At 54.8% G+C, this 21,431-nt stretch carries 21 protein-coding genes and 1 tRNA gene; 14 read left to right on the forward strand and 8 right to left on the reverse strand.

What is annotated here, in order from left to right; all coding sequences use genetic code 11:
- Nucleotides 1-225: 225 nt before the first annotated feature.
- Nucleotides 226-567 (forward strand): c-type cytochrome, encoded by a 342-nt coding sequence (locus tag AC1RSM_RS01030; RefSeq protein WP_492931402.1) that lies wholly within the window; start codon nt 226-228, stop codon nt 565-567.
- A gap of 16 nt (nt 568-583) precedes the next feature.
- On the forward strand, nt 584-952 hold the full coding sequence (locus AC1RSM_RS01035; RefSeq protein ID WP_492928616.1) for a c-type cytochrome: 369 nt from the start codon (nt 584-586) through the stop codon (nt 950-952).
- 25 nt (nt 953-977) lie between these two features.
- On the opposite strand, the gene AC1RSM_RS01040 is transcribed toward AC1RSM_RS01035, so the two are convergent.
- On the reverse strand, nt 978-1,406 hold the full coding sequence (locus tag AC1RSM_RS01040; RefSeq protein WP_492928619.1) for a DUF1841 family protein: 429 nt from the start codon (nt 1,404-1,406) through the stop codon (nt 978-980).
- Nucleotides 1,407-1,674: 268 nt separating this feature from the next.
- Between AC1RSM_RS01040 and icd the strand changes: the two genes are divergently transcribed.
- The 3 genes from icd (at nt 1,675) to AC1RSM_RS01055 (ending at nt 5,802) form a co-directional block, all read left to right on the forward strand.
- A complete protein-coding gene (gene icd / locus AC1RSM_RS01045) occupies nt 1,675-2,931 on the forward strand; it encodes an NADP-dependent isocitrate dehydrogenase (RefSeq protein ID WP_492928621.1) in 1,257 nt (418 codons plus the stop codon).
- A gap of 297 nt (nt 2,932-3,228) precedes the next feature.
- Nucleotides 3,229-4,464: an acyl-CoA dehydrogenase family protein gene (locus tag AC1RSM_RS01050; protein ID WP_492928622.1), complete on the forward strand. Its 1,236-nt coding sequence runs from the start codon at nt 3,229-3,231 to the stop codon at nt 4,462-4,464.
- Nucleotides 4,465-4,467: 3 nt separating this feature from the next.
- The gene (locus AC1RSM_RS01055) at nt 4,468-5,802 is read left to right on the forward strand and encodes a carboxylesterase family protein (RefSeq protein ID WP_492928624.1); all 1,335 of its coding nucleotides are present in this window, start codon (nt 4,468-4,470) and stop codon (nt 5,800-5,802) included.
- Nucleotides 5,803-5,815: 13 nt separating this feature from the next.
- Here AC1RSM_RS01055 and AC1RSM_RS01060 read toward each other — a convergent pair whose 3' ends face one another.
- Nucleotides 5,816-6,712 carry a PaaX family transcriptional regulator gene (locus AC1RSM_RS01060; RefSeq protein ID WP_492928625.1) on the reverse strand — a complete coding sequence of 299 codons (897 nt, stop codon included), beginning with the start codon at nt 6,710-6,712 and terminating at the stop codon, nt 5,816-5,818.
- 148 nt (nt 6,713-6,860) lie between these two features.
- Nucleotides 6,861-7,166 (reverse strand): Dabb family protein, encoded by a 306-nt coding sequence (locus AC1RSM_RS01065; RefSeq protein WP_492928627.1) that lies wholly within the window; start codon nt 7,164-7,166, stop codon nt 6,861-6,863.
- Between the two features lie 313 nt (nt 7,167-7,479).
- Between AC1RSM_RS01065 and AC1RSM_RS01070 the strand changes: the two genes are divergently transcribed.
- From AC1RSM_RS01070 to AC1RSM_RS01085, 4 genes are all read left to right on the forward strand, one after another.
- Nucleotides 7,480-7,977: a flavin reductase family protein gene (locus AC1RSM_RS01070; RefSeq protein WP_492928629.1), complete on the forward strand. Its 498-nt coding sequence runs from the start codon at nt 7,480-7,482 to the stop codon at nt 7,975-7,977.
- Nucleotides 7,978-8,039: 62 nt separating this feature from the next.
- Nucleotides 8,040-9,371, forward strand: coding sequence for an MFS transporter (locus AC1RSM_RS01075; RefSeq protein WP_492928631.1), 1,332 nt, complete (start codon nt 8,040-8,042; stop codon nt 9,369-9,371).
- A 71-nt stretch (nt 9,372-9,442) separates the two neighbouring features.
- Nucleotides 9,443-10,489 carry a 2,5-dihydroxypyridine 5,6-dioxygenase NicX family protein gene (locus AC1RSM_RS01080; RefSeq protein ID WP_492928633.1) on the forward strand — a complete coding sequence of 349 codons (1,047 nt, stop codon included), beginning with the start codon at nt 9,443-9,445 and terminating at the stop codon, nt 10,487-10,489.
- Nucleotides 10,490-10,705: 216 nt separating this feature from the next.
- Nucleotides 10,706-11,032 (forward strand): tetratricopeptide repeat protein, encoded by a 327-nt coding sequence (locus AC1RSM_RS01085; protein WP_492928635.1) that lies wholly within the window; start codon nt 10,706-10,708, stop codon nt 11,030-11,032.
- Nucleotides 11,033-11,284: 252 nt separating this feature from the next.
- Here AC1RSM_RS01085 and AC1RSM_RS01090 read toward each other — a convergent pair whose 3' ends face one another.
- Nucleotides 11,285-12,049 (reverse strand): Smr/MutS family protein, encoded by a 765-nt coding sequence (locus AC1RSM_RS01090; protein ID WP_492928637.1) that lies wholly within the window; start codon nt 12,047-12,049, stop codon nt 11,285-11,287.
- On the reverse strand, nt 12,036-12,992 hold the full coding sequence (gene trxB, locus AC1RSM_RS01095; RefSeq protein ID WP_492928639.1) for a thioredoxin-disulfide reductase: 957 nt from the start codon (nt 12,990-12,992) through the stop codon (nt 12,036-12,038). Before trxB ends, AC1RSM_RS01090 begins: the two co-directional genes overlap by 14 nt.
- 43 nt (nt 12,993-13,035) lie before the next feature.
- On the opposite strand from trxB, the gene AC1RSM_RS01100 reads away from it, so the two are divergent.
- The 4 genes from AC1RSM_RS01100 (at nt 13,036) to serS (ending at nt 18,955) form a co-directional block, all read left to right on the forward strand.
- Complete coding sequence (locus AC1RSM_RS01100) at nt 13,036-15,411, forward strand: DNA translocase FtsK (protein ID WP_492928641.1); 2,376 nt, start codon at nt 13,036-13,038, stop codon at nt 15,409-15,411.
- Nucleotides 15,401-16,027, forward strand: coding sequence for an outer membrane lipoprotein chaperone LolA (gene lolA / locus AC1RSM_RS01105; protein WP_492928642.1), 627 nt, complete (start codon nt 15,401-15,403; stop codon nt 16,025-16,027). The genes AC1RSM_RS01100 and lolA overlap by 11 nt, the downstream gene beginning before the upstream one ends.
- Before the next feature lie 124 nt (nt 16,028-16,151).
- Nucleotides 16,152-17,465 carry a replication-associated recombination protein A gene (locus AC1RSM_RS01110; RefSeq protein WP_492928644.1) on the forward strand — a complete coding sequence of 438 codons (1,314 nt, stop codon included), beginning with the start codon at nt 16,152-16,154 and terminating at the stop codon, nt 17,463-17,465.
- Nucleotides 17,466-17,608: 143 nt separating this feature from the next.
- Nucleotides 17,609-18,955 (forward strand): serine--tRNA ligase, encoded by a 1,347-nt coding sequence (gene serS, locus AC1RSM_RS01115; RefSeq protein ID WP_492928646.1) that lies wholly within the window; start codon nt 17,609-17,611, stop codon nt 18,953-18,955.
- A 78-nt stretch (nt 18,956-19,033) separates the two neighbouring features.
- On the opposite strand, the gene AC1RSM_RS01120 is transcribed toward serS, so the two are convergent.
- Nucleotides 19,034-19,339 (reverse strand): hypothetical protein, encoded by a 306-nt coding sequence (locus AC1RSM_RS01120; protein WP_492928648.1) that lies wholly within the window; start codon nt 19,337-19,339, stop codon nt 19,034-19,036.
- Between the two features lie 180 nt (nt 19,340-19,519).
- A complete protein-coding gene (locus tag AC1RSM_RS01125; RefSeq protein ID WP_492928650.1) occupies nt 19,520-19,930 on the reverse strand; it encodes a hypothetical protein in 411 nt (136 codons plus the stop codon).
- 298 nt (nt 19,931-20,228) lie between these two features.
- Between AC1RSM_RS01125 and AC1RSM_RS01130 the strand changes: the two genes are divergently transcribed.
- Nucleotides 20,229-20,318: transfer RNA gene (locus AC1RSM_RS01130), tRNA-Ser, on the forward strand.
- Nucleotides 20,319-20,449: 131 nt separating this feature from the next.
- On the opposite strand, the gene AC1RSM_RS01135 is transcribed toward AC1RSM_RS01130, so the two are convergent.
- Nucleotides 20,450-21,322: a LysR substrate-binding domain-containing protein gene (locus AC1RSM_RS01135; RefSeq protein WP_492928652.1), complete on the reverse strand. Its 873-nt coding sequence runs from the start codon at nt 21,320-21,322 to the stop codon at nt 20,450-20,452.
- Nucleotides 21,323-21,431: the final 109 nt, after the last annotated feature.

A 21,431-nucleotide genomic window follows, 5' to 3' on the forward strand; every position in this document is an offset into this window, starting at 1 on the left:
CTCAAACTTGTACTTAAAATGTTGATCTGTCAAGAATAGAAACTCGGGTATAAATACTAGTATCAGTCATCCTTGGCAATTATCATACAATCGACTCAGTACTCGTCGGTCAGCATCACAGAGCCAGGTGTCGCGTTGATTCACCTTTTGCTGCAGTAGACGCAGAACCTGACCCGGACCGTTTTCAACTCCACGACAAAGCGAATAGCGATGATGAAGTTGCAAATGAAGCGGTATGTCTCTTTCTTTATTCTGGCCTCAAGCGCCTGTCTGCTCTCGGCAGCCCAGGCGCAGGATTCCGAGCCTGTCAAAGCCAATCCCGAGGCAGCACGCGACAAAATCTCCATGTGTATAGGCTGTCATGGCTTGCCCGGTTACAAGGCAAGCTTTCCAGAGGTCTATCACGTCCCCATGATTTCAGGGCAGGGCGCCGCTTATATACAAGCCGCGCTTCAAGAGTATGCCAGCGGAGCCAGAACTTTCCCGACCATGCAGGCCATAGCGCAAAGTCTGTCCGAGCAGGACATGGCTGACATTGCGGCGTATTACGCCGGCAACAAACCTTAAAGGCGGGGAGGCAAGCATGAGAAAAGCAGTATTGCTGGTGGCAATGGGGCTGGTGATGGGCGTGGGCACGCAAGCCACGGCCGCCGAGGATCTGGCCAAGGCAGGCGGAGAAGCCTGGAAAAACTTAAATTGCGCGTCCTGTCATGGCGAAGATGCCAAAACGCCCTTGAATCCGGAATACCCGATTCTGGCGGGGCAGCATGCGGATTATTTACGGCAGGCCTTGATGGCCTACCAGCGCGGACAGGCCGGAGCGCCTGCCACCGCCAATATCCGCAAAAATGCCGTGATGGGGGCGATGGCCAACACCATGAGTCAGGCCGATATCGACAGTATTTCGGTATGGCTGTCACGCCAGCCCGGCCCCTTGAACAACCGGAAGTAGGCCGCCAGCGGCCTGTCCGGTTCTTTTAGTCGCGGGTGCTGTGGCGCAAGATCAATTCTATATAGCGCTCGTTGTTCAGCGGCGTACCTAGCCGCTGAGCTTCCCAGATCACCTCGCCCAGGGCTTCCATGATGATGTGCGCGGCACCGTGCGGATCATGGGTGGTCAACAGGCGCTGATAAGCACCCTTGATGCCGGGAGGCTGGTCAATGGACAACTGCTCGTTGATGGCCAAATGCATGGACAGGTGCAAGAAGGGATTGCTGCGCCCCTGTTCTACTGCATAGTCCTGGTTGACGGCATCGGCATTGCGCAGGTCTTCGTGGTATTCGGGGTGCTGTTGCACCAGATCCACCGCCATCGTCTCCAAGGCGGTCAGCAGATGACCACTTTGGTGCTTGTCCCAAGCTTCAATGAAAAATTGGCGAACCTGCTCGCGAGAGGGGTTGAACATGGCGGAATGTAGAAAAAAATGGTCAGAAAATGCGAATCTGTCAGGCGCATTTTACGCGGGTCTGCGGGAGCGGGGAGACAGGTGCAAGCGAGAATCGAGGCCGTGTAGAATGGAAAAGCGGTCAAGAATGCAAGCATTTTTGGCAAGCTTTGAGTTTACAGGTGCCTGAATACGCGCGAATTAAGTTAAACTCTTATATAAGACTTCGGAAACGCAAAAGCGTTCCGTGTTTAGCTATCTCTAATATTGGAGCACAACTGGAGCATCCATGTCCTATCAGCATATCAAGATCCCCGCGTCGGGGCAGAAAATTACAGTTAACGCGGATTTTTCCCTGAATGTTCCCGATCAACCCATTATTCCTTACATCGAGGGTGATGGTACGGGCGTGGATATTTCGCCAGTCATGATTAAAGTAGTCGACGCTGCGGTTGCCAAGGCCTACGCCGGCAAGCGCAAGATCGAATGGATGGAAGTGTACGCGGGTGAGAAGTCCACCAAGGTATACGGTTCCGACGTGTGGCTGCCAGAAGAAACTCTGAGTGCCGTTAAAGACTACGTCGTATCCATCAAAGGCCCACTGACCACGCCCGTTGGCGGCGGCATCCGTTCCTTGAACGTGGCTCTGCGTCAGCAACTGGACCTGTACGTCTGCCTGCGCCCCGTGCGCTACTTCAAGGGTGTTCCTTCGCCTGTGCGTGAGCCAGAAAAGACCGAAATGGTCATTTTCCGCGAGAACTCCGAAGACATTTACGCCGGTATCGAATTTGCTGCTGAGTCCGAAAGCGCCAAGAAGCTGATCGACTTCCTGCAAAACACCCTGGGCGTGAACAAGATCCGCTTCCCCAACACCTCCGGTATCGGTGTGAAGCCTGTTTCCCGCGAAGGTACCGAGCGCCTGGTGCGCAAGGCCATCCAGTACGCTATCGACAATGATCGCTCCTCCGTGACCATCGTTCACAAGGGCAACATCATGAAGTTCACCGAAGGTGGCTTCCGTGATTGGGCTTACGAACTGGCTCAAAAAGAATTCGGTGCTGAGCTGATCGACGGCGGTCCATGGTGCAAATTCAAGAATCCCAAGACCGGTCGCGAGATCACCGTCAAGGATTCGATCGCTGACGCCTTCTTGCAACAGATTCTGCTGCGTCCTGCCGAGTACGACGTTATCGCTACATTGAACCTGAACGGCGACTACATCTCCGACGCTCTGGCCGCTCAAGTGGGTGGTATCGGTATTGCTCCCGGCGCCAACCTGTCCGATTCCGTCGCCATGTTCGAAGCGACCCACGGTACCGCTCCTAAGTACGCTGGCAAAGATTACGTGAACCCCGGTTCGCTGATTTTGTCCGCCGAAATGATGCTGCGTCACATGGGTTGGACTGAAGCGGCTGATCTGATCATCGAAAGCATGCAGAAATCCATTACTTCGCGCAAAGTGACGTATGACTTTGCCCGTCTGATGGAAGGCGCGACCCAAGTGTCGTGCTCCGGCTTTGGCGATGTCATGATCGAAAATATGTAATGACAATGGGCTGTTAAAGCCTGTTATCTACATAGAAAACCGCCGACCTTCGGGTCGGCGGTTTTTTTTGTCCTGCGCTAGCTCAAAGGTGTTTGGTCTGATCTTTTGTGATTCAAAATTATTTTGATCGTTAGATTTATGCAATTAAATTGATCGTCCAATCAATCGGATTTCTAGGTGTAAACCCGTAAAAATCATGTGAAATAGGTGCTTGTCAGGTTTTTCCTTGTTTTTGATATTGCGATTAATTTACGATAGTTATAAATTTGCCATATTAAATAATTCTAAGGAACAGCTATGTCTATCACGGGGCTAACTTCTTTGACTGAGTGCGAACGCATCACTGTGTCTCAAGCGCCTTCGCGGCAGGAGACGGGGGCGCTGCTGGAGCGCATCCATGAGATTGGGCCGCTCTTGCGAGAGTTGGCTCCTCAGGCAGATCGCAATCGCATGTTGTCAGACGAGGCGGTTCAGGCGTTGGAGTCCACGGGTGCTTGGCGTATTTCGGCCTTGAAGCGTTACGGTGGCTACGAGGGCGGGGCGGATATGCTCTTGCAGTGCGCCAGTGCCGTGGCTTACTACGATCCGGCCGCCGCCTGGTGCGTCGTGATCTCTAACGGTTCGGTCATGCTGGCTAACCGCTTTAGCGATGCCATGCTGGATGAGGTGTTTGCGGATGGCCCAATTCGCGCCGCCTCGATTTTTGCTCAGCCCCAAGGCACCGCCACCCCGGATGGCGATGGTTGGCGGATCAATGGCAAGTGGCCTTTCGCATCCAACAGCAATCATTCGGACTGGGCCTTAGGGATTTTGTTCATCAAGGAAAGCGAGTTGGCCGAGCCGACGGTGGGCTTTGTGCTGATGCGTCGTGATGAATTTGAAATTCAGGACACCTGGTACACCATCGGCATGCGTGGTTCTGGCTCCAACACCATGGTGGCTGAAAACCTGTGGGTATCCAAAGAGCGTTTGATCACGTTTGAACAGTTGATGGGGGATGTGCCTGAGCATGATCCCCTGGCGACTTTTGGTCGTCGACTGACGCCGCACTTGACCATGTCCACCTGCATTCAGGCGCCATCTCTGGGGGCTGCTCAGGCTGCTTTGGATTTCACCAATGGCGTCAGCGGCAAGCGGGGAATTACCTATACGCATTACAAGAAGCAGTCGGACTCTGGCGCCTTTGTGCAGAATTTGGGGACCGCCAGTATTCAGATTGATGGGGCTCGTTTGCTGCTGGAGCGTTCCGCTGCACAGATTGATGCAGCAGCCTCGGGTTCCGTGCCTATGCCTTTAGAGTTGCGGGCTCGCCATCGTGCGGGTATAGGCCATGCGGGTCATGAGTTGGTTGAGGCCGTCAATAATCTGTGCTGGTTGCACGGCACAGCTTCTTTTGCTGAAAACAGTTTGCTGGGGCGTATGTGGCGCGACATCAATACAGGCACACGTCATGCCTCGATTACCGCGCCTATGGGTTACGAGCTGCACGGTAATGCCATGACCGGGACCCCCTATATTTCCAACAAGCTCTAAATCATGGTGATGATTGTGACGGCGGGCTCTGCCTCGCGTTCTTATTGGCTTGATGGCGTAGAGGTGCAGGCTTGGTACGGCTTGCGTTATGCGCAGGGAACCCAGCGCTTTGCGTCGGCAGTGGCCGCAGGTGGCCGCCTGGAGGTGGGGCGTCTGAACCAGGTTCCCATTTTTCCCCAACGTCCCAGTCGTTTGGCGGCCGTGATGGGGGCAGGCAGCGATAACCCGCAATCAGAGGATGCGTACTTTCTGAATGTGTGGGCTCCCGCTCAGGCGCAAGGCTTGCCTGTCGTGGTATTTATTCACGGTGGGGCCTGGATGAGTGGTGGCGGTTCGCTGGACTGGTACGACGGCAGTCGCCTGGCAGCGCAGGGCATATTGGTCGTCAATGTGAATTATCGCTTGGGAGCTTTGGGGCATCTGGGAGAGGCGCAAGCCGATCCCTTGCCCTTGCCAGCGTCGGATCTGGTTTTGGCCCTGCAGTGGGTCAAAACGCATATTCGCCAGTTTGGAGGCGAGCCGAACAAAATTACCTTGATGGGGCAGTCGGCTGGGGGCTGGTATGCGCATCTGCTGAGCGTATTGGATACCACGCGGGGTTGGATTGATCGCGTGGCCTTGCTCAGCATGGGAACGCGTGCTCCGTGGCATCCACGGCAACAAAGCGTGATTAGCGAACGTGTCCGCTGCGGTTTGGAAGGCCAGTGGCTGGATGCTGATGTGGAGCGCGTGATGCAACAGGGCGTGGCGGCTCTGGATATGGAGCCTCCGTGCTTAGGATATGCGCCTTCGGCATTCTTGCCTGTGGCCAGTGCGGATGTGCCGGTGCAGCTTTTGAACCCGGATTGGGCGGCGCAGGCCTGCCATGCGCAGGCTGTTTATATGCGCTGTACGGCGCAGGAGTCTTCGGTGTTTTTCTTTGATCTGCCTTTTCACAGACAGGCCACGCAGGAGCTGGTGGATCAAGCGCTGGGCTTATGGCCCTTGAATGATCTGCCTGATATTTTGATTCGTGATGGGGCGTATTGCGGTGCAGCGTCAGGTTTGACGCCGTATCAACAAGTTGTGGCGGCCTCGTCCTGGGCGCAGTTTCAGCGTTTCCCGACGCAGTATGCGGCCAGTCTGAAGCGCGCGGGCCGTTCTGTGCAATGGAGTGAGTTTAGCGAGCAAAGCCAGCAGGAAGCCGTGCTGAGCGGGCACTGCTTCGATCTGCCGTTTCAGTTCGGTAATTTCCCTGCTTGGAAAGACGCTCCCATGATGCAAGGGGTCACCGAGGAACAGTTCGAGACCCTTGCGCAGAGTTTGCTTAAAGAGATTGCTGAGTTTGCCGGAGCGTGAGGTGTCGTGCCGCTTACTCCGCGCTGCGGGCCTTCCAATCGGGAATGGCCTGCTGTACGTGTTGCGTGCACAAGGGGCTGAGCAAACGATGCAAATCACCAAACAACTTGCGGGCTGTATTTCCAACCCAGTTTTCGGGCAGAAGTTCAGGAGCCAGACCGGGGTCCAGAAAAGGCAGCCGACGCCAGCGCGTAATCATGGGCATATAAAGCCGGAAAGCCTCTAACGGGTCGCCTGTGCCTTGGCGCAGAGCAGTTTGCCAACCTTCGACTTCATGCTGATAAGTGTTCAGGAAAGACTGGTATTCGTTGGCCAGCTTGTCCCAGTTCCACCAGCGGGAAATTTTTTCCTGAATATCGCTCAGGCCGCTGGGCTCGCAGGTAAACAATTCAATATAGGGCCAGAGCTGGTGTTCGCGTATGTATTCAACCGCTTCTGGCTGCAGGCGAGCGGGGCCGATATACAAGCCCGCGTTGACGGTGCCAAAGCCCATGCGAGCCAAGCCTGTGCGAATTTTATGGCGGTTTTGGCGCTCGCTCTCAGGAACAGAAAAAGAAACCAGCAGCCATGGGTCGCGGATATTCATGGAGGGCGAGGAAAAGATGCGCTCGTCCCCGGCGTGCATATGAGGCTCAAGCTCACCCGCCAAGGCATAGCCCTTGCCGGAGCTGGCTTGCTGGCTGACCAGAACGCCTTTTTTCTTCAAGCGGGAGATGGCGGATCGAACACTGGACGGTTCGGCGCCCAGATCGGCCAGTAGTTGAACCACACTGGCGACCGGAATTGTGATGCCGGCAGGTCGGGCGTACAGACCGTAGAGCGTCAGAATGTAGTGGTGCGGGGCGAGTTGCTCGTGCTCGCCATGGTCTCGGCTGGCGATGAACTCATCAATCGCGACGCTTGCTTTCATTCTGTTTTCCGGTGGTGGGGCTGATCGCTACCCATTTTTAATAGTAGGTTCTTAGCGGGCCATTTTACCGTGCGAGTCGTGGTGGCGCCAGCGTAGCGGCGTGCCGCTTGCTGGCGCCAAATGAGGATGCTGAAGGGAGCTTGCAGGCTTAGGGCAGATTGTGTTCCAGCACGCTATCCAGCACCACGATGTCCTGAATATAGGGGGCGATGGCATCGAGCATGGCTTGGTGCGCTTGACTGCTGCGGTAGCTGTTCAAGGCATCCGCTGTGCTGAAGACGGACAACAAGGCGTGGCTATAGCGTGCTGAATTAAGTGACAGATTGCTTACCCATTCAAACCGCTCTATGCCTGTGCACGTTTGGCGTATGTGTTCAAACGCCTGTTCCAGCTTGGGTACTAGTTCCGGGCTAAGGGGGGTGTGGGGCGCCATTAATACGATATGCAGATACATGGTGTCCTTCTATTTAGAGGGTGGGGTCATCAGCCTGCTGCTACTTCTGTAGCTGCTAAATATATTGCAAATAAATAATTATAGATAATTAAAGGCAATAAAATTTAGATGAATTGTATAGGTCTATAGTATTTAAAACGACGATTTTTCATAGGGTTAATACCTAAATTAGGCGTGATTCCGCTTTTTTTGTTATTTTTGTTATTGCAAAAAAATGACGATCGACACAAAATTGACGCCAATAAGGTGGGCTTGTTCGAAACTCGTCTTATTCCCGGTTTTGGGTCTTTAACGCCTGAGCAGAGTCATCGTCATGAAAGAAAAAACAAGTGGGTTGGAGGCTATGGCCGTACGCGAGGCCTTTGGGCACTTTCCGTCTGGAGTTGCCGCGATTGCGGCAGTGCTTGATGGCAAGCCGCAGGTCATTGTTGCGTCCAGTTTTTCGGTCGGGGTATCGCTGGCTCCACCGCTGGCCGCATTTTTTGTACAGAAAAGTTCGTCGACCTGGGCGCTGTTGTCTTGCGCCACGCGTCTGGGGGTATCCATTTTGAGCGCCGAGCATGCTGCCATTTGCAGGCAGTTGGCCGGGCCTGATAAGGGCAGCCGTTTTAGCAATATCCAGGTCGAGCTGACCGAGGAGGGGGCCGTACACATCCAAGGGGCATCGGTTTGGTTTGATTGCAGCGTTTTCCAGGTGCATCCGGCCGGGGACCACGATGCCGTGCAGTTGCTCATACACGATGTACAGATAGAACGTGAAATTTCGCCTTTGGTTTTTCATCGTTCTCGTTTCACGCAGTTGGTGGCTTAGCTCACCGAAATCAATAAAAAACTAGAAGTAAAAAAATTAAACCACAGTGAAGGGGACATCTTTTGGACGCACATACACCAGCTTTGCGCGAGCAGTCGTTGACCGCCGCGCAGCGTCGACGCGTTATTTTGGGGGTAGGGGCCGGTAACGCCCTGGAGTGGTATGACTGGACGGCCTATTCCATTTTTGCAGCCTATTTTGCCAAGCAGTTTTTCCATAGCGAGGACCCGCTGGCCGCCTTGCTGGGAACCCTGGCCGTATTTGCGGTCGGTTTTTTCATGCGGCCCTTAGGGGGCATCTTTTTTGGCTGGTTGGCGGACCGTAAAGGTCGACGCTTCACCATGACCTTGTCCATGCTGATCACCGCCTTGGGCAGTCTGGTCATCGGTGTTTCGCCCACCTATGACATGGTGGGGCCGATGGCGGCCTTGTTCCTTCTGCTTGGGCGCTTGCTGCAGGGGATTGGTCACGGTGGGGAGGTGGTGTCCTCGTTCACCTACGTTACAGAAATGGCCCCTGCCAAAAGGCGTGGCTTGTGGTCTTCCTCGGTGTTCGTGTTCGTCACCATCGGGGTGCTGGCGGCGGTACTTTTGAGCGCTTGTCTGACCAGCGTGCTGGGCGAGGACACGGTTCGCGCCTGGGCCTGGCGGGTGCCCTTTGTGCTGGGCGGTGCCCTAGGGGTGTATGCGTTGTATTTGCGCAGAAGGCTGGATGAAACGCCCATGTTCAAGGCTCGTCAGGCGGCAGCCGCGGCATCGGGCAAAACTGCCCGCCCCAGCGCACGCGCTTTCTGGGCAGAGGTCTGGAAATATCGTACGGCCTGTTTACGTGTCTTTGCGCTCTCGGCAGGTGGCACGGTGCTGTATTACGTCTGGGCAATCATGGCCCCCACCTTCGCGATCACCTCTTTGGGGATGCCTGCGGCCAAGGTGATGTGGGTTGGAGTCGGGGCGAATCTGTTCCTGATCCTGTGCCTGATCTTTTGGGGCGCTTTCTCTGATCGTTATGGGCGTAAGGCGAATTGGTACTTTTTCTCCATCGGCTCCATCATCAGCATCATCCCTTTGACGATGGTACTGACCGGCGGGCAGGGCGAAATCTGGCGTCTGGTGGTGTTCATGGCAGGTGGCATGCTGTTGATCTCTGCTCCCACGGCCATCATGCCGGCCTTTTTCCCCGAACAGTTTCCGACTCGTATTCGCGCCGTGGCCATGGGCTTGCCGTACTCCGTTGCGGGAGCCTTGACCGGCGGCACCGCTCCCTATCTGCAGGCTTGGCTGCACTCTATTAATCAAAAGCAGGTTTTTGACTGGTATCTGATTGGCCTGTGCGTTTTGGCCTTGTGGGCCACGATCGCTTCGCCCGAGACCAAGGGCAAAGATTTGCACGACTAAGACGATGGCTTGTGGCGCTGACTTACCGAGATGGAAGTCAGCGCTTTTGTGAATTTATCAGGAGTAGTGAGATGTTGCGCGAGCATATTGAAGGCAAGTGGATTGCTGATTTTGTAGAAGTGTTTGGGCTGTGCAAGGTGCAGCCCGGTGAACTGGCCGTGGTCTTGTCCGAAACGCAATCCCGCTCCGTTTTGGCTGAGCTGGCCGAACTGGCGTTGACGCAAATGGGCGCGCGGGTGTGCCATGTAAAGTTGGTCTCGCCGCGTTTGAAAAGCAATATTGCCTTGCGCTCTACCGGTACGTCCTTGGCCCTGGAAGGTATGGACCCCATTGTTCAGGCCCTGGCGGCAAGCCAGTTCATCGTGGATTGCACAGTAGAGGGGCTGTTGCATTCGCCGGAGCGCGCTGCTTTGCTGGCTAAAGGAGCTCGCATCATGATGATCAGCGACGAGCACCCCGAAATTTTGGAACGGGTCAAACCTAGTCCGTACCTGCAAAGCAAATGTGACATCGGCGGGAAACTGATTACTGACGCGAGTGTGATGCACGTACGCTCAGAGGCCGGTACCGATCTGACGATCAGCTTGGCTGGAGTAATCGGGCGGGGCAGTGCAGGTATTGCGGATAAGCCCGGCAGCTTTGGCTATTGGCCAGCGGGTCTGTGCATTTGCTACCCCAGCAATGGCAGCGTGAATGGCACCTTGGTGCTGGACAGCGGGGATGTGAACCTGACGTTCAAGCGCTATCTGGAGTCAGCCGTGACCTTGCGGATTGAAAACGATTATGTCGTAGCAATTGAGGGTAAGGGCGTGGATGCTGATTTGATCCGTTCCTATTACGCCAGCTGGAACGATAAAGATGCCTACGCAGTCAGCCACGTGGGATGGGGGATGGCGCCAGCGGCTCGATGGGATTCTTTAGCCATGTACGACAAGCGCGACACCAATGGTACGGAGCTGCGGGCCTTTGCCGGTAACTTCCTGTTTTCCACCGGAGCCAATCCAGCAGCGGGTCGTTTCTCCGACTGCCACTTCGATTACCCGATGCGCAATTGCACGGTCAGTCTGGACGGCCAGGAAGTCGTCAGCCAGGGTGTCTTGCAAGGCGATCTGGCCTAGATTCCCGCCAAGACTGCTCCTGTGATGGGCCCACTGTGCTTAGGTTGCTGCCGGTAGGCTGCTTGTTCCGTGGTACAAAATGAAGCTCTATCGTTGATGGCTGCCGCCTAATAGTGGCGGCCATCTTGCTGTCCAGGGTGGTGAGTTGGAAGATTCAATCAGAACTGATTGAATGCAGCACCACAAAAACTGGTTTGTTTTAAAGGGCACGGGATTATGCGCGAAGGATTGGAACAACTGTTGGCATCAGGTAAAGATAACGCCTTGCTGCGCTTTGGCTTGGGTAATGCTTGTATGGGCGATGGGGATTTAGAGCTTGCCCGCGAGCATTTGTCCAAAGCGGTGGAAATGAATCCACGTTACACCGCTGCCTGGAAATTGCTGGGACGGGTCTTGGTCAACCTGGAGCAATTCAAACAGGCTCAGGAAGTGCTGGAAAAAGGGGTGGAGATTGCCCAGGAGCAGGGCGATAAGCAGGCAGAGAAAGAAATGCAGGTGTTTTTGAAGCGTGCCGTGAAGGCTCAGGACACTGCGGCAAAGTGACAAGATGTTAGCGCAGGGGCTGATGAATTCTTGCCATGCGGGTATCAGTGCATTCCCTAAGTGTGACAGCTTTATAAATGGGGCACAATACGTTTCATGCAGGTGAGGAGACATAGCCCGCGTAGCTGGGCAATAAAGACCGAACTAAATCGGTCACTATTATAAAAGCAATATGCAGTACAACATAACAACAACAAAAAAAAGGCCAGCGAAAGCTGGCCTTTTTTATACCTGAACGAAAAGCAGTAGAAATCAAACGCCGTGATCAGACATGGCCTGCAAAACGAGTTTGACTGCACCTTGCCCGCCTTCATTGGGCGCACATTCCACATAAGCCAGCACAGTGGGCAATTGAGTCAGCCAGCGACGCACGGCATGACGCAAAACAGGCTCGCCATTACGCGACCCGTAACCGGTGCCGTGCACAATGCGTACACAGCGCACACCATGCTCCAGACAGGAGCGCAGAAAGTTATCCAGCCTTTCGCGGGCCTGTTCCAGATCCGAGCCGTGTAAATCCAGGCTGGATTCAATAGGCCAGCGATTCTTTTCCAGATCACGCAAGACATCAGGGCCGCAGCCTTGTCGCAAGTGCCGCAAATCGTTGCTCTCGCTCTGTACGCTGACGTACTGGTCTGAGGCTTGAGGCAAAGCAGGGGCGTTGGCCGGGGCGCCGACCGCATGGCGACGGCGTTGCTCCAGTTGCTCAGCACTGGCAGCCGGGCGTGTCATGGCCATGCTTTGACCGCGTTTCCTCAAGGGCGCGACATCGCGCAGGGACTGGCGTAGCCAGGCTCTATCGACCGGGTCCAGGGAAGAGGCAGTTTCTTCTATAGTGTTCGCAGTCCTGGAAGCAGCTTGCACTACTTTGCCGCCCGGATCGGGTGGACGGGGACGCTTGCGAGCTTGGGGACGGGCCGGTACAGGTGAAGGGCTGAGATCCTGGCGGACCTGATGCTGCAACTTTTTCAGGTCTGTCAGGCTACGGCCTACGGCTTTAGGCTTACTTGTTTTCATCCAACCAGCGCTGTGCATCCAAGGCAGCCATGCAGCCAGTGGCGGCGCTGGTAATTGCCTGACGATAAATATTGTCCTGCACGTCGCCTGCGGCAAAAACGCCAGGCACGGAAGTCATGGTGGCCATGCCTTGCAAACCGCTACGGGTGGTGATGTAGCCGTCGTGCATGTCCAGCTTGCCTTCAAACAGGCCGGTATTTGGTTTGTGGCCAATGGCGATAAATACGCCCGTTACATCCAGGTCTTCAGTTGCTTGCGTCTGATTGTTGATCAGACGAGCGCCCGTTACACCCGAAGCATCGCCCAGCACTTCTTGCAATTCGCTATGCAATTTCAGGCGAATATTGCCGTTTTTCACGCGATCCATCAGCTTGTCGGTCAAGATGGGCTCGGAACGGAATGTGTCACGACGGTGGATCAGGGTGACGGTTTTACAGATATTGGACAGGTACAGGGCTTCTTCCACGGCAGTATTACCACCACCGACCACAGCGACGTCCTGGTTCTTGTAGAAGAAGCCGTCACATGTTGCACAACCCGATACGCCGCGACCCATGAACTCTTGTTCTGTAGGCAGACCCAGGTATTGAGCCGAAGCACCAGTCGCGATAATCAGCGAATCGCAGGTGTAGACTGTGCCACTATCACCGTGCAGGGTCAGTGGACGAGTGGACAGATCAACCGACGACACCATGTCAAAGATTAATTCTGTTTCGAATCGTTCCGCATGAGCCTGGAAACGTGCCATAAGATCAGGTCCCTGGACGCCTTGGGCATCGGCTGGCCAGTTATCCACGTCCGTGGTGGTCATCAGTTGGCCACCTTGCTCCATGCCAGTGACCAAAACGGGGTTGAGGTTGGCGCGGGCTGCGTAGATCGCTGCGGTATAGCCGGCCGGGCCTGAGCCCAGAATGAGTACTTTTGCGTGCTTAGTAGTCGACATCACAGAAAATCCGAAAAAGACGATCTCCAATTATAATGAGTCCATGGCAAGAATACCTGCAACATCCCCTCGTTCGTCCCGGTCATCGAAAAATGTGCGCAATGGGCCCTCGGCCCTGCAGCAGCGCCTGACAGGGCTGCTGCGCGAGGCTCGATGGATTATCTTTGCCGCTTTGGCGGCCTGGCTTGGTCTGGTACTGGCGACCTGGGACCCGGGTGATCCCGGCTGGTCGCACTCTGTGCATTCGGGAATAACCCAAAACGGCGGCGGCATCTTTGGTGCCCATATTGCCGACTTCCTCTTGTTTCTGTTCGGTTTGACGTCCTGGCTCTGGGTCGTGCTGCTGGTGCAGCGCGTGGCTGTCGGCTTTTATCGTCTGACCGCCTTGTTGTTACCCAGCAAGAAAAACGAGGATGTTTTGCCTCGTGTGCGCTGGGAAATTGGCATTGGTTTTGCCTTTTTGTTTCTGGGCAGCATGGGCCTGGAAGCCCTGTTCTTTAAAGAGCTGGGTCAGCAATGGCAACTGCCAGCCGGGGCCGGAGGGCAGTTAGGTCAATTATTATCGCAACTATTAGTAACTTCGATAGGCTTTGGCGGTGCCACTTTAGTGCTGATGGGGCTGCTGGCCGGTGGAGCCAGTTTGTTCTTCGGTTTCTCCTGGCTGACGCTGGCCGAACGCCTGGGCGGGCTGATTGAAGGTGCCATCCGTCGCGTGATGAGCTTGTGGTCTGCGCGGCAGGATCGTCGTGTGGGCGAGGTCAAACGAGCCGAGCGCAGCGAAAGCGTGGTGGCCAAGCAAGAGCAACTGGTCCATGAGCAGCCCGTGCGCATCGAGCCCGCCTTTGTGGCCGTGCCTAAGTCAGAGCGCGTCGAAAAAGAAAAACAGCAGATATTGTTCAAAGCACCGCGTCAGGCGGGAGAGGCGGGCGATTTGCCTCCTTTGTCCTTGCTGGACCCGGCCACTGACAATGTAGAGACCGTATCGCAGGAAACGATTGAATTCACCTCGCGCCTGATCGAAAAGAAACTGTCCGACTTTGGGGTCTCGGTCACTGTGGTGGCCGCCCAGGCAGGCCCGGTCATTACTCGCTATGAAATCGAACCGGCTACGGGTGTCAAAGGTAGCCAGATCGTGAATCTGGCCAAAGACCTGGCCCGTGCTTTGAGCCTTGTCAGTATTCGTGTGGTTGAGACCATCCCAGGTAAAAACCTGATGGGCCTGGAGTTGCCTAACCCTCGTCGCCAAATGGTGCGGCTGGAGGAAATTGTGGGCTCCCAGACTTATCACAGCAGTGCATCGCTCTTGACGATGGCTTTGGGTAAGGACATCGCTGGCAAGCCTGTGGTGGCGGACTTGGCCAAAATGCCCCACTTGTTGGTGGCGGGTACAACAGGTTCGGGTAAGTCGGTGGGGATTAACGCCATGATTCTGTCTCTGCTCTATAAAGCAGATCCGGCAGATGTGCGTCTGATTCTGATTGACCCAAAAATGCTGGAAATGAGTGTCTACGAAGGCATTCCACACTTGTTGGCTCCGGTAGTGACGGATATGCGTCTGGCTTCCAACGCCTTGAACTGGTGTGTGGCCGAGATGGAAAAACGTTACCGCCTGATGAGCAAGATGGGTGTGCGCAATCTGGCCGGTTTCAATACCAAGATTCGTGACGCGCAAAAGCGTGAAGAGCCTATTGCGAATCCGTTTTCGCTGACGCCGGATGCACCCGAGCCATTGTCGGTCTTGCCCATGATCGTGGTAGTTATCGACGAGCTGGCTGACCTGATGATGGTGCAGGGTAAAAAGATCGAAGAACTGATCGCCCGTCTGGCACAGAAAGCGCGTGCTGCGGGTATTCATTTGATTCTGGCTACTCAGCGCCCCAGCGTGGATGTGATTACCGGCTTGATCAAGGCCAACATCCCCACGCGTATCGCTTTCCAGGTGTCCTCCAAGATTGACTCGCGCACCATTCTGGATCAGATGGGTGCAGAGACCCTGTTGGGCCAGGGCGATATGCTGTATCTGCCCCCAGGCACGGGTCTGCCCAAACGGGTTCACGGCGCCTTTGTCAGCGATGATGAGGTTCACCGCGTCGTCGAGCACTTGAAAGAGCACGGAGAGCCGGATTACATCGAGGGCTTGCTGGAAGGCACCGTCGAAGGCGAAAGCGGCGAGGGCGTTAACCCGATTACGGGGATGGCCGATGCTGAGGCCGATCCGCTTTACGATCAAGCCGTACAAGTCATTATCAAAAATCGCCGCGCCTCTATTTCCTCGGTGCAGCGTCATTTGCGTATCGGATACAACCGGGCTGCGCGGCTCCTGGAGCAAATGGAGCAGGCTGGACTGGTATCGGCCATGCAGCCTAACGGAAACCGTGAAATTCTGGTCCCCGCAGGAGGTGCCAAAGATGAAGATTAAGACACTGCTGGTCAGCATGCTGCTGGCCGCAACCCCTGCATTGACAATGGGGGCCTCTGCCAGTGAGCAATTGCGCTCTTTTGCGCAAGATGTGCGGGCCGCCCAGGGCGAGTTTTCCCAGCGCACCGTAGACGGTAATGGACAGTCCAAAGGGGCCCCGCAGTCCGGTCAGTTCGTCTTTCAACGTCCCGGCCAATTCAAATGGCATGTGCAACGTCCCTATGAGCAGCTAGTGGTGTCTGATGGCAAGCTGCTCTATCAATACGATCCGGACCTGGCACAAGTTACCGAGCGCGGCGTGGATCAATCCATTGGTGCTTCGCCTGCCGCCATCTTGTTTGGCACAGGCAATCTGGAAGAGTCCTTCCGCTTGGCTGATCAAGCAGCGCGTGATGGGCTGGAATGGCTACGGGCCACACCCTTGCAAAGTGATGCCGGCTTTGCCTATGTTGATATTGGCTTTAAGGGCCGCGAGCCACGCCGTCTGGAGCTGCATGACTCTTTCGGCCAAACCACGTTTATCGACTTCACCGGTCTGGAACCTAATCCTCGGATTACTTCAGGCACATTCAACTTCAAGGCACCCGCCGGGGTTGATGTCGTATCCATGCCTTGATGCACGAATGGTGTTCGTGCAGCTGTAGCAAGAGCTTGCGTTTGCCAGGTTCTTGCCAATCAAGTTTTCAATACAGACCTGGTCCGCTTGGCCAGGTCTTGCCATTTTAGGAAGGGCGATAGCCATGCGTGATCTGTTCGCACAGGAACCCGCTGCGCCGCTAGCCGAAGCTTTGCGTCCCAAAACACTGGATCAGGTGGTGGGGCAGTCTCATCTATTGGGAGAGGGCAAACCACTGCGTTTGGCCTTTCAATCCGGCAAAGCGCATTCCATGATTTTTTGGGGGCCGCCGGGTGTCGGTAAAACCACGCTGGCCCGTTTGACAGCCAGTGCTTTTGAGTGCGAGTTCATCGCTTTGTCGGCCGTGTTCTCCGGCGTCAAAGACATTCGTGCTGCGATGGAGCAGGCAGAGCACAATCTGGCGCTGGGCAAACACACCATCCTGTTTGTGGATGAAATTCACCGTTTCAACAAGTCCCAGCAAGACGCTTTGTTGCCGTATGCCGAAAGTGGCTTGGTCACCTTTATTGGCGCAACTACAGAAAACCCGTCGTTCGAGGTGAACTCCGCCTTGCTGTCGCGGGCGCAGGTCTATGTGCTCAAATCGCTAACGGACGAGGAGCTTAAGCAACTGCTGGGCCGCGTGCAAGAGCAAAATGCGCTGGATGGCCTGACGTTTGATGAACAGGCTGTGGATACTTTGGTGGGCTATGCCGACGGCGATGCCCGGCGCTTTTTGAATTTGCTGGAGCAGACTCATACGGCAGCCAAGACCTCCGGCACCGACGTCGTCACTACGGACTTTCTGCAAAATGCCCTGACTTTGAATTCCAGGCGTTTTGACAAGGGTGGTGATAATTTCTATGACCAGATTTCTGCACTGCATAAATCGGTGCGTGGCTCCAATCCTGATGCTGCGCTGTATTGGCTGACCCGTATGCTGGATGGTGGGGCTGATGCGCGCTATCTGTCCCGACGCATCATTCGTATGGCCTGGGAGGATATCGGTCTGGCCGACCCTCGTGCCATGCAGATTGCTAACGAAGCGGCTTTAACGTTCGAGCGTTTAGGCAGTCCGGAAGGTGAGCTGGCCTTGGGGCAGGCGGTAATTTATTTAGCGATCGCCGCCAAGAGCAATGCGGGTTATATGGCTTATAACCAGGCCCGAGCCTTCGTGAAACAGGATAAAAGTCGCGAGGTGCCTGTGCATTTGCGCAACGCGCCCACCAAGCTTATGAAGGAGCTGGGGCATGGTCATGCTTATCGCTATGCCCATGATGAGCCTAATGCTTATGCCGCAGGCGAGACTTATCTGCCCGAAGGTATTCCCGAGCCGCGCTGGTATCAACCCGTGCCCAGAGGGCTGGAAATCAAGATTGGCGAAAAAATGGAACGCTTGCGTCAGTTGGACGAGCAAGCAGGCAAAAAAGACGTATAAGGGCGGGCAGGGCACACAACCGTCCTTTATTTATCAGGCTCCCGATCGTGATCATGATGCCCGACCCCTGCTGCGCTTGCAGTGGCTTGTGGTTAAAATCATTGCATCAATCGGGATTGAACCATCACCTATATGGCTATTAAATGTTAGATCTGAACCAATTACGCAAAGACTTGGAGCCGCTGGTACAGGGCTTGGCTAAACGTGGCGTGCAATTTGACACGGAGCGTTTCCAGCAGTTGGAGGCCCAGCGCAAGGCTGTGCAGGTCGAGACCGAAACCTTGCAGGCCGAGCGCAATGCCTTGGCCAAACGTATCGGCCAGCTCAAGTCCAAAGGCGAGGACGCCAGCGAAGCATTGGCTCAATCCCAGCAGATTCCTGTGCGCCTGAAGCAGCTGGAGCAAGACTTGTCCCAAGTGCAGACCGAGCTGTCCTCCTGGTTCGCCACCATTCCTAATCTGCCCCACGAAAGCGTGCCAGTGGGTGAGTCCGAAGACGACAACGTGGAAGTGCGCCGCTGGATTCCCGGCCCTAAAGACGATCAGGGCAAGCCTGCTCACATTACGTTTGAGCCGCGCGACCACGTCGATCTGGGTGAAAAGCTAGGTCTGGACTTTGAGTCGGCCCGTAAGTTGGCAGGTGCCCGCTTCATGGTTCTGCGTGGCCCTCTGGCCCGCTTGCACCGCGCCTTGGCCCAGTTCATGCTGGACACGCAGGTGGAAAAGCATGGCTACACCGAGTGCTACACCCCCTATATCGTGAACGCTTCTACCTTGTACGGCACGGGTCAGTTACCTAAGTTCAAGGACGATATGTTCTGGGTTACTAAAGGTGGCCAGGACAGCGAGTCGGCCGAGCCAGCAGAATCCAAGCCTGAAGACCTGTACCTGATTTCGACATCCGAAATCAGCTTGACCGGCATGGTGCGCGACGAAATCCTGCCGGGTGACGAACTGCCTATCCGCCTGACAGCCCATTCCCCTTGCTTCCGCTCGGAAGCGGGTAGTGGTGGGCGTGATACGCGCGGTGTGATTCGTCAGCACCAATTCGACAAAGTGGAAATGGTGCAGATTGTTCACCCTGAACAGTCGTACGAGGCCTTGGAGTCCATGGTCGGCCACGCCGAACATGTGTTGCAAGCCCTGGAACTGCCTTACCGTGTTGTGCAGCTGTGCACAGGCGATATGGGCTTTTCGGCGGCTAAAACCTATGATCTGGAAGTGTGGCTGCCCGCCCAAGATACCTTCCGTGAGATTTCCTCGGTATCGAACTGCGAGGCTTTTCAGGCTCGTCGTCTGCAAGCTCGTTTCCGCGCAGACAGCAAGGCACGTCCAGAATTTGTGCACACGCTAAATGGCTCGGGCTTGGCCGTTGGTCGTGCTCTGGTTGCTGTGCTGGAGAATCATCAGCAAGAAGACGGCAGCGTGATTGTGCCCAAGGCATTGCGTCCTTATATGGGTGGCCTGGAGCGTCTGGTTCCTGCTCAGTAAGTAGTTGCTTAAATAGCAAAGGGCTGATGACCGTTGTGGTCCTCAGCCCTTTTTTATGGCTCGTTTCCTGCAAAAGAATCAATCATCCCAGTAACGCTCCTGCTGCTTGCGCCAGCGCTTGTGTGCACGTCGTTGCTCTTTACGCCACTCTTTATTGGAGCGTCCGTATTCCACATAGCCAGGTCGATAGACATAGCGTGGAGGATGGTAGACCACGGGCGGTGGGGCGACGTAGACAGGGCGCTCCACAATGTGGGCGGGAGGATGATACACGGGCCCGAAACCAAAGCCGGGAATGCCGACATTGATGTCCACATTCACGCCGCCAGCAGATGCTGCGCTGGTGCTCAGGGCCATCAAACCGGCTAAAAGTAGCTTTTTCATATGCTGCACCTCTAGTGATTCAAGCTGCAGCGATTGTTGCCCGGAACCGGTGCCTCAAACGTTAGGCAATCCTGCCAAAGCACTTCCAAACGCAACACGGGTCATAGGACCCGTGCGTATGGTTTACCTTTCTTAACACATGTGCACCCCTGCCTATCGGCAGGAAGGGCAAAACAGGGCTTAGAAGGTGTGGCGTTCAACCTGCCGGTGACGAATAGGGCGGCGGCTGTAGTTAGCGTGAAGCTGCCGTCCGTGCACGGAATCCACTTGTTGATGCAGGTGGGGGGCATGCCGTGCTTTGCGCTGTGCAGGTTCTGCTCGGGGCTTGGAATTGCTTTCCAAAAACCAGAGGCAGAGTACGGCCCAGAAGAACAGAGACAGGATATTGACCAAACCACCCCGCAAGGACGCATAACCGGTTGCATCCGAGGCTTGAATACGTAGAAGGTCAGAGAGAACGGGGACGGAGCCTAAAGTCTCTACAACAAGACTTCCCGGTATACGAAATGCCCAGCGCATGGTCTGGAGAATTTCGTTCAGGCTGTAAATGCCATCGCCGTTGGCGTCGATAATCCACTGAAAGGTTTGCATAACAATTCCTTTTATCAAGTCCAGCCAACAACACTGGAATTACAAGGACTGCCACTAAGGGCAGGGCTGCGATGCATCAAGGTGTGCTTTCAATATAGGCCTGGCTAACAGTGCGAACAAGCGAATTGGGCCGAAATAAAGGGTAAACCCTTGATTGGAAAGCAGTCTTTGGGACGGCCTTCCAAGACTATGCTCAAAAGGCTTTGTTCCGCGCATGTGCTATTTGTCTTTAGTGCTTGTCAAAGCGCTTCCTTTCCTCTATATTTATGGGCTTGCTTGTAACCATATAAGCAATCGCGGACAGGTGGCAGAGTGGTCGAATGTACCTGACTCGAAATCAGGCGTACGTGCAAGCGTACCGTGGGTTCGAATCCCACCCTGTCCGCCACATAGAATTTGAAAAGCCCTTGATTATTCAAGGGCTTTTTTGTTTTCTGGCCTCAGGGCCGCGTCATTTCTTTGTCGGGACACGACCTTTAGGGGCAAGGTTTTTTAGCCGCACTGTTATTGAGCGCATCATCAAGCGTTGAGCTGTGCATCCTCTTGGCTGAATTTCTCTTTCAGAATTTCAAATAGATTAAGCGTTAGTGGGCTGATGGTGTCTTTGCGTGCCCAGAGCATGTAGGTCACTGGGGGCAGAGGAGGCAAGCCATTGGTTTCGCCAAGGATGCGCATATCGGGCTCAAGAAACTCCACGCTGCGCGCTGTCATGCCCAGTCCCGCGCGTACAGCAGCTTTAATGCCAACCAAGGTGGGGGCCAGGTAGTTAATATGCCAGCTCAATTTGGTATGGCTGAGCGCTTCCAAGGCAATACGACGAAAAATGCTGGGCTCATCTGCCAGAATCAAGGCTAGGGGCGCATGCATATTCAGCACATAATCGGCGGCGCATATCCAGGCTGTGGGCGTGGTGCGTAAGCTGAAACCATTCAGTCTGGTGTCATGGCGTGTAGAAATGGTCATGTCCAGCTCACCAGCCTCCAGAGCATCCATTAAGAAGGGACTACGGTCGACGCGGATCTCAAGGCGTACCCGAGGAGCTTGCTGCGCAATAAAGGTCAGAATGGGAGGGAGCAAGGTGTCGGCCACGTCCAAAGGCGCACCAAACCGTATTTCACCTTCCATTTGCTTCTGCCCTATGGTGCGCATTGCCTCGTCATTGATCGCCAGTAAGCGTCGTGCGTAATTGGCAAGTTGCTTGCCTTGAGCGGTCAAAATACGGTGACGGCCTTGTTTTTGGAATAGGCTCACCTCCAGTTGGCTTTCTAGGCGCTGCATTTGCTGGGTGACGGCCGATTGCGTTTTATGCAATTGCTCTGCTGCGCCGGAGAAGGTGCTAGTCTTTTCTATGGTTACTAGGGTCCGTAGCAGGTCCAGATCCAAATTGCGCACGTTTTATCCCTTTAATTATTAAAAAAACTTATGGATTAACCCCCAGGTTTAATTTGTGGAAGACCTGGCACCCGCCTATAGTCAATATAGTAGTTGATTGATATATATA

The sequence above is a fragment of the Alcaligenes sp. GW821-FHT11D07 genome (assembly GCF_058808495.1).